8 protein-coding genes are annotated in these 7977 nt (G+C 59.4%); 5 read left to right on the top strand and 3 right to left on the bottom strand.

The genetic code is table 11. The annotated features are described in order from the left end of the window. Positions 1–489: 489 nt before the first annotated feature. A complete protein-coding gene (locus AAGA68_26945) occupies positions 490–1263 on the bottom strand; it encodes an HXXEE domain-containing protein (protein MEM9388708.1) in 774 nt (257 codons plus the stop codon). A 22-nt stretch (positions 1264–1285) separates the two neighbouring features. Continuing rightward, a complete protein-coding gene (locus AAGA68_26940; protein ID MEM9388707.1) occupies positions 1286–2179 on the bottom strand; it encodes a LysR family transcriptional regulator in 894 nt (297 codons plus the stop codon). Between the two features lie 324 nt (positions 2180–2503). On the opposite strand from AAGA68_26940, the gene AAGA68_26935 reads away from it, so the two are divergent. The 3 genes from AAGA68_26935 (at position 2504) to AAGA68_26925 (ending at position 5423) form a co-directional block, all read left to right on the top strand. Next, positions 2504–3097, top strand: a complete 594-nt coding sequence (locus AAGA68_26935) for a nuclear transport factor 2 family protein (GenBank protein ID MEM9388706.1) — start codon at positions 2504–2506, stop codon at positions 3095–3097. 5 nt (positions 3098–3102) lie between these two features. Further along, positions 3103–4992: a hypothetical protein gene (locus tag AAGA68_26930; GenBank protein ID MEM9388705.1), complete on the top strand. Its 1890-nt coding sequence runs from the start codon at positions 3103–3105 to the stop codon at positions 4990–4992. Between the two features lie 194 nt (positions 4993–5186). After that, a complete protein-coding gene (locus AAGA68_26925; protein ID MEM9388704.1) occupies positions 5187–5423 on the top strand; it encodes a hypothetical protein in 237 nt (78 codons plus the stop codon). A 170-nt stretch (positions 5424–5593) separates the two neighbouring features. Here AAGA68_26925 and AAGA68_26920 read toward each other — a convergent pair whose 3' ends face one another. Further along, entirely contained in the window at positions 5594–5881 is a 288-nt protein-coding gene (locus AAGA68_26920) for a hypothetical protein (GenBank protein ID MEM9388703.1), read from the bottom strand. Between the two features lie 284 nt (positions 5882–6165). On the opposite strand from AAGA68_26920, the gene AAGA68_26915 reads away from it, so the two are divergent. Both AAGA68_26915 and AAGA68_26910 read left to right on the top strand, forming a co-directional pair. After that, positions 6166–7083: a hypothetical protein gene (locus tag AAGA68_26915; protein MEM9388702.1), complete on the top strand. Its 918-nt coding sequence runs from the start codon at positions 6166–6168 to the stop codon at positions 7081–7083. After that, entirely contained in the window at positions 7029–7652 is a 624-nt protein-coding gene (locus AAGA68_26910; protein ID MEM9388701.1) for a hypothetical protein, read from the top strand. Before AAGA68_26915 ends, AAGA68_26910 begins: the two co-directional genes overlap by 55 nt. The last annotated feature ends 325 nt before the right edge of the window (positions 7653–7977 follow it).

Raw genomic sequence — 7977 nt, 5'->3', positions numbered from 1 at the left:
CCCAGAGCGATGGAGCGGCGCGACGCGGAACTGGCACCCGATCGAGGAGGTATGGCTAAACCCTCCGAAGGAACACGCGGAGGACAAAGCCGCGTAAGCTAGGCTAACTGAAAAACCGGACAACTTCGTTGACACGCGCCGAGACGGCTCGCTGAGCGCGCTGGGCGTGCTCTGGATAAGGAGTGATGAAGGAGATCGAGGTAATGGTGGTGAGCCCGCAAGCCGACGCGCGAGTGCGTGCTATGCGATCGAACATGGCGTCAGCCATCGGCGCACCGTACGGCTGTCCTCGCCATCGCGATCCCGGATCTGAAGCCGATCGACGTGCGTTCCTAGGGCGCCACCTTCCTCAGCGTTGCGGATCGACGCTCGGGTGGACTCAGCGTTGGGCTATCGGCTCGTGGCAAGCAACTTGAGGACGAGGCGCTGGGAGATCAACGATAACCGTATGTATCGCCTCTGGCGGCCAAACGGGCCGTGTTCACGGCGCTATCGCCCTGGTCGAAGGATCCGCAATGGAGCGAGCGAGACAATTGTGGGCAACACACCCCAGAGAATCAGGGCGATGTAGTAGGCCAAGACAGGGATCAGACCGTGAACAACCGAAGCGAACAACCCGGCGAAGAGGATGACGTGGGCCAGGAAGCCCCACAGTATGGCCGCCACAAGCAACTTGGCATTGGCCGCGCCGGCACGATACATCCCTGCGAAGAAGGCGATGCTTAGGGGCAGGAACAGAACCACAGAGGTCCCAAGACCGGCGTTATAGCTGGTCGTAGCCACTGCACTCCCTACGTGCGCGATCGCGTTCACAAACATGATCCCGGCCATTGCCAAACTCGGAAAAACCTGCCTAGGGCTCGTCAGTATGGCGAGAAAGCCAGCCGTCCAGACCATACCGGCGTTGACGTAGAAGATCCCGCTACGGTCTAACACTCCGTACTTGTCCTCGCCGAAAAGGCTGGCGATCAGTGCGTTCAGGTAGTCGTACAGTGGATATTCCCGGCCAAGAAGATCGACCCAGTGTTCCTCAATCTGGTGGATCAAGTAAGCGGCAGTCAGCAAACACGCGATAAGTCCGACATCAAGCCGCCAGGGAAGCGTCGAATCACTGCGGCCCTTGAATCCGAAAAATAGGATGACTGGCGCAATGAATGCACCGACCTTCATCCAGTGCTCTACCATGAACGCCTGCTGGCCGAGTGGCAACCAGGCAAACCCGAAGAAAATCAGTAGGCTGATGGTAGCGAGCCGTTGGTTCAATTTGCTGCGTTCCTTCTGGTGTTCATTGCAACGCAATTGCGCTCATTCGACGTTCCTCGTCCAACAGCAGGCGGATGAACTCTGCCACCTTCGGTGTCTTGTTCAGATCTCGATGTGTGATTAACCAAAGTGGGATCGCCCTCTCGTCCGCAAGCGGGTCAAGATCAACGAGCTGCTTGAACTGCCGCGCGATGTGCCTGGGCAGAAACCCGACCCCGATACCGGACAGAACTGCCGGTAAAACAGCATCTTGCGCATCAACCTGCAGAGAGATCTCCGCGCCCGGCAGATGGTCCTTGATCCACCTCGCGAAAGGCAAGTGGAGATCCGGATTGGTGGGTCCAATGAATGGCAAGTCTCTCCACGCTTCGAACTCCGTTGTTGAGGATTCCAATCGGAAGAGCGCGTTGCGATGTATGAACGCCCCGAACTCTACCGCCGGGAACTCTCTCACAACATAGTCGGGATTCGTCGGCTTCGGGCCGGCACGCAAGGCGACGTGCGCTTCGCCATACTCAAGTCGAAGGGTTTCCTCACCCGACAGAACTTTGATCGATACGTCTGGAAACTTGGTACGAAAGCAGGCGACTGCCGGCATAACCAGGGGGAGCAGTCCGATGAGTGAGGTGACGATGAGTTCACCGGTTTGCTTGCCCTGTGAATTGCGTGCTTGCCCCTTCAACTCATCGAAGATGCGCTGAACTTTCTGCGTTGCTGCAAGCATCTCTGTGCCGGCTTCGGTCAATTCGACCCCTCGTGGGTGGCGCACGAAAAGAACCGTTCCCAAGGAGCTTTCCACCACATCGATATGGCGCGACACCGTCGCGCGGTGAACATTGAGAGCGGACGCAGCTGCACTTATCGAGCCAAATTTAGCAACGATCATCGCCGTCTTGAATTCGGACCAATCGTTCATTCCACAAAGCCTAATGCATCGAGCGACGAACCGTCGAGACCTGTACACTGCGCGCACAGCCCATGGCACTTCCTCTGGGTTGCCAACCATCACGATGCGCGTACTTTTACTCCCATAGCTTGGGATGACACGGCCAGCTAGTAGGGCACGTACGCTTTGCTCAAAAGACACACGTGGTTCGGAGCGGTTGAGACTGTCCACCGCACCATCTGTGCGCGCCTCAAGGTGTTCGTGGTGCACCGAGCTCAGACTCCTACACGTGGGGCGCCCGCCATCGGTACCCACGCGCGCCCGGTCAACTGGAAAGACACCAAGGACAGTTCCATGAACCCAAATTCAGTCCACCTTCTGTTTGCATTAGTGATGTGGAGCATTGTTTGGCCAGCTGGTGCGATTGCGCGGGCTGGCGAAGATCCGTTTGCTCGGCCCAGCAAATCACAGGATCAGCAGGTGGACAGGCTCAACGTCGTGCCGACGGATTTCGAAACGCACGTAGTTTTGGGTGACGAATCAGATCGCCCGATCGCCGACAGGATCATCAAGCTGTATCAGGTGTTTGCGACCAACCCCTCAGGGGAGACCATGGAAGAGTTTATGTCCGACACTTACATCCAGCACAGCACGAACGTACCTAATGGCCGTAACCCTATCGCGATGCTGTTTGCATCATCAGTGGCCCAGTACGACGTCAAAATCGACGTGCACAAGGTGATCGTTGTAGGCAACTGGGCGATGGCGCATGTCAATTTCCGCAACGTTGATAACGCGGAGCCTGATGATCTTGGTACGGCGGCCGTCGACATGTACTACTTCGGAGCCGATGGCAGGATCGAAGAGCACTGGGATGTCCTTCAGCAGGTGCCGACCTACTCCGCCAATGAGAATGGAATGTTCGTGAAGATCTTCGAAGGGGAGTAGCAAGCATGAGAGTTTCTTCACTACTCGTTGCACTGTGCACTGTCACCCAACCGTTTGTAGCCTTCGCTGATGCTCCGACGCCGCCTGAGGCAGACGCGAGTCTCAAATACTACGATCGGCAGAAGATCGACATCAGCAACCTGAGGGACTTTTACGAGAACCTTTTGATCGCTGACGCGATGATCCACAGCGACGGGATGTTCGACGCCGAAACCAAGTGGAAGTTGACGCTCTACCAAATGGTCAGAGCTGGTAGCAATCATCACCAGGCGCGAAGCGCCTATCAACTATCATTACTGGGAACGCCGCGAAATGAAATTACCGTTATCTGGTCGACAGACTACGTAGCGTCGATCAAGGATGAGCGCACGCGTGCCGCATTCGAATATCTCGATCTGGCAGCGACCTTGCCGACTCGTGTGACCGCGGACACCCACGCTGCACTGCGGACGCAATTCGCAGACCGTCAAATCGTCGAACTCTTTGAGCTGACTGGCATCAACGCCGCGATGGCAACACATGATCAGATTTTGCCGATCGCGACTGACCAAGAGACGTTGGATTGGGCCGAAGCGAACCTCACCGAGGTGGATTGGACCCCAGGACACAACGCGAGTACCGCAGCAGAACAGCGAAGCAAACCTTATGTGGGTGAGTTGCTAGAGGCTCTTCATGACGAATTCGTCGCGGATTGGAACGCCGGCGATCTGACCGCAAGGGCTCCACGTCTTCGCACGGACTTTCTGAATCAAATCACCGGATATGGGGTCTCTACGCTAACCTTCGATGGGGATCAGGACGGTGTCGAGGAGCCGTTTGACTACTACCCAACCGAATACCTCCGGTGGGAGGATCCGAGTGCAAAGGCCTCGAACGTACCTCCCAGCGCAACGCCGCCGTTTGATGTGGCGGCCTACGACTATCCTTACTTCACACCAGCGGTGGTGCATGAAACGGAGGCTCCCTACAGTGAGCGGCACAAGCTCGACAACTCCTGGAGTCGAAAGAGTAGCCTTGGCACGCTTGGCATGGACGCGTACACCTTGCAGCGCGATCGTGCAGTATCTTTGCAAAGGAAGTGGGAACTCTTCTTTGTGTATCAACTAGCGAGCGGTTGCGTTCACTGCCAAGCACACGGAGCATTCGGAGTATTCCAGGAAATGGAAGACGAGTTTCTCTACGACAAGGTTCCTCCCAAGGACATGCCTGGCGTTGTGGGGAAAATCCGTGCGCTGATGGATTTTGAGCGTGCGGATCATCTAACTGACGCGGACAAGGCAGCGTTTCGACTGGCGCGCGATGCAGGCACCCTGCCTGGCCGAACCACTGCGGCGCACATCGAGGAATTGAGGCGGCACTATTCGGATCGGGAAATCCAAGAGATCGTATCGACGCTTGTATTGACGCCCTGGTTGTCCACGGTGATGCAGTCACAGGGCACCGTGACCGATCAAAACAGCATGTCCTGGACCATCAGAGCCCTCGGTCCGGCGGGCTGGAACCCTGGCGTGCATGTCGGTTTACCGAGCGAGCAACGTCCCTACCATATGAGTCAGTACTACGGTGTTGTCTTTGCGGATATGGCTTCCGGCGTCGTGACAGACGCGATTAGCGAATGGCTCGACATCACGGTCCCCCTGGGTGTCGATTCTGACCGCGACGGCGTCGAAGACGGGTTCGATGGATTTCCTACCGATCCGAGCCGGTGGGCGGATACAGATGGGGATGGCATCGAGGATTCGCGTGACAGGGACATTGACGGCGATGGCATCTCAAACGCCCGCGAGCTAAGAACAGGCACCTTCCCATACAAGGCGGATTCCGACGGCGATGGCATCGATGACCCCGGTGAGGCGCAAGCAGGTACCGACCCGCTGGACCCGCGTAACCTCTAGTGCTTGGTGGATCAGCGTAGGCAGAGACAGACCCTACCGCACACCCAGACTCCCGTTTCACCGGCAACCCGTCTACCGATGCCGTGTGGATCGATTTTGGCGGTGCTGTTCGTGTTCGCATGTCTATGCCCTCCTGCCGTAGGGGACGATGAGCCGAAGTGCACGTGGTCGAAGTATTCCTACGAACCGTCTCCATGACTCACTCTTGTGAGCGACGTCGACCGCTAACGCATCAACGCATCGTCGTCGGTTGCGACTTCAGCGGGTCCGCCGCCTTGGAGGAGGACGACCTCCTACGCTTCGCGTCGTGTTCGGTACGCCTAAAGGCTAGCGGTAGTACCGAGCGCGCCCGCCTGACCATCAACCTTGCGGATGGCGAGCTCCTCGAGGGCGAGAGACGTGGCCTTGGCGGCGACGGCGCGATGGGATAGCCACATCGACCCCGCGAACGCGGCTGCCACCGTTACGATTATCGACAACGACTAGCATCGACGATGGCCTTCGCGCGGCGCAGGTGAGTCCGCGTCGCGATCCCGTTGGCCCGACCGTAGGCGAGTGCGATCGGGCAGACATCCCGGCGGCTGGCCGAAAACACCGCCGATCAACATTCGTCATCTTGAGCTGGTAGCGTATTCAGCCCCGTGTCACCAGGGTCGGATACCGAACGCCCATAAACTCTCGCGTCGCCACCTCCTACGGGGTGGCCACCCTCGCGCTGCTGCTGACCACCACCGCCAGCGCCAATCCGTTTCCCCCCGTCGTCGACATCTCGTCGCTGCTCCCCGAGAACGGCGGCCATGGCCGTGACGGGTTCGAGGTGGCGGGCATCCTCTCCCTCGACAGCTGGGGCAACCCGAGGCACATCGGCAACGTCAACGGCGACGGCCACCCCGACTTCGCCATCGAAGGGCCGAGCGCTCGCACGGAAGAGGTGTTGTTCGCCGGTCGCGTAGCGGTGATCTATGGCGCTGAGGAGTGTTTTCCCGTCAACGTCCAGCTCGCTGACTTGCTCCCCGAAAACGGTGGCGACGGAAGCGTGGGGTTCATCATCAGCGGCGCGGAAGACTTGGACTTTGCCGGGCAGCTGGCGGGGCCCCAGGGGACATCAACGGGGATGGCGTCGACGACATTGCCCTCTCCACTCAAGCGGGTGGCCTCGAGAGCATCCCGAAAGTGTTCGTGGTCTACGGGCGCCACGGTGGCTTTCCCGCCGAGGTGGAATTGTCCGCCTTGCTGGAGCCTAATGGCGGCGACGGCACGGCCGGTTTCGTCCAGGTGGGCCTCGAACCTCGCACCGCCGTGCAAGTGCGCGCGGTGGGTGACGTCAATGGAGACGGCCTCGCGGATCTCAGCGTCGGCGGCCTTGCCGACGGACCTGTCGTCTACGTTTGGTATGGCAATGCGGGCCCTGTCCCGGCGGAGCGCCCCTTCAACGCGTTGCTGATTGCAAACGGTGGCAACGGCTCGCAGGGCGTGGCCTTGGTAGCCGACGAGGGTGAAGAGCTGACCTTGCCGACGCGTATCGGCGACGTGGACGACGACGGATTTCCCGACCTCGCGCTCACGGCCGCGCGCGGCAATCCTGCCACGGAGAACTTCGGGACCACGGTGTACGTCCTCTACGGTCAAGAGGACCCGTTGCCGGCGGAAGTCGTGCCGGCGGCATTGCTCGACCAGGACGCCCCGCGCGTGGTCACGCTCGTGCGGCCTCCCACCCAACCCGTCACCCTCAGGCCTGCGCGCGCGACCCTTGACTTCAACCAGGACGGGGTGGAAGACCTAGTGTTTTCCGATTCGGGGGGCGGCCTAGACTCGGTCTACCTCGCCCACGGCACAGCGGGCTTAAGGCCACCACTCATCGACCTTGGCGATCTCCTGCCGGAGAACGGAGGCGACGGCAGGCGCGGCTTCGTGGTGCGCGGTAATGAGGAGACGGGGAGGTTGGACCAGAGCATCTCGACCGCCGACGTCAACGCAGACGGTAGGCAAACCTCCTGGTCTCGGCGGCTTTTCGCAGACTGCCGGAGCGCGACAACGTGGGCGCCAAAGCCATCCTCTACGGTCGCACGCGACCCCTGCCGGCGGCGCTGACCTTCGCGGACCTCGAGGCAGGAGACGGCAGTCTCGGGTTTGTGATCAACGGCATCGGCCGGTTGGCGAGCGGCAATGGGGACGGTCTCCCCGACGTCAACGGAGATGGCTACGATGATCTCGGCTTTGATGAGGCGTTCTTCGATCCGCCGGACGAGTTCAGCGTTGGCCGCGCGTTCATTCTCTACGGCAAACGTGCGCGCGTTGCCGTGACGTTGGAAGGGCCTCAAGCGCGCCTGCTTGTGTGTGCCAACCGAGATACGCAGACCACCGTGCGCCAACAGTTGAATGGAACTGCAGCCGACTGTGAACTCGCGGGCCTCGAGGTCGCGTCGGGTGACACGGTGATCGCCAGGGTGGTCGCCACGCTGGAAAACGAGGCCGATCCCGTCGGTGGCAATGTCGCCCGGGCCGGTGCCGTGAGCGCCGTGCTTTGCGAGAACATTAGCCAGTGTGGACGCGTCGCGGCGCCGCTGTCGGCGGACGGTGAGTTTGATTGTCTGCGGGCGGACCTTGTGGTGGCGAGAGGTGATGTGGTGACCGTGCGTGCTGAGGTGGTGGTGAACTGACGTTGGCGGCTACTGGCGCGTGGGTCGGTTGAGGACCTGCCTTTCGAGCCGCCGGTGACTTCGACCGCCTCTTTACCAGGTGTCAGATCAAGCCGGCTAGCAAAAAAATCAATCAACGTACGACTGGGCGTTTACAACACAGCCGAAATCCAACGTAGCGCGATCGCTGGCTTGGATCGCTAGATGTGCTAGTTCCGACTTGATCTGACACCTGACTTGAAGAAAGTGAAGGTTATCGACTTTGATGGAAGTGCGAACTTTCAATCAAAACCATGGAGATAACCCTCGTGATTGAGTCTACACAGAGGATCATTCGAAACAAAAT

The sequence above is a fragment of the Pseudomonadota bacterium genome, assembly GCA_039193195.1.
In the GTDB taxonomy this organism is placed as follows: domain Bacteria; phylum Pseudomonadota; class Gammaproteobacteria; order Steroidobacterales; family JBCBZW01; genus JBCBZW01.
Note: the sequence above shows the minus strand (reverse complement) of the source record. Positions and strands in the feature narration are given on the sequence as shown.

Excerpts from the sequence above, each read along its gene's own strand:
- AAGA68_26935 (MEM9388706.1), top strand. The coding sequence starts at position 2,504 with ATGAACCCAAATTCAGTCCACCTTCTGTTTGCATTAGTGATGTGGAGC.
- AAGA68_26925 (MEM9388704.1), top strand. The coding sequence starts at position 5,187 with ATGACTCACTCTTGTGAGCGACGTCGACCGCTAACGCATCAACGCATC.
- AAGA68_26940 (MEM9388707.1), bottom strand. The coding sequence starts at position 2,179 with ATGAACGATTGGTCCGAATTCAAGACGGCGATGATCGTTGCTAAATTT.
- AAGA68_26930 (MEM9388705.1), top strand. The coding sequence starts at position 3,103 with ATGAGAGTTTCTTCACTACTCGTTGCACTGTGCACTGTCACCCAACCG.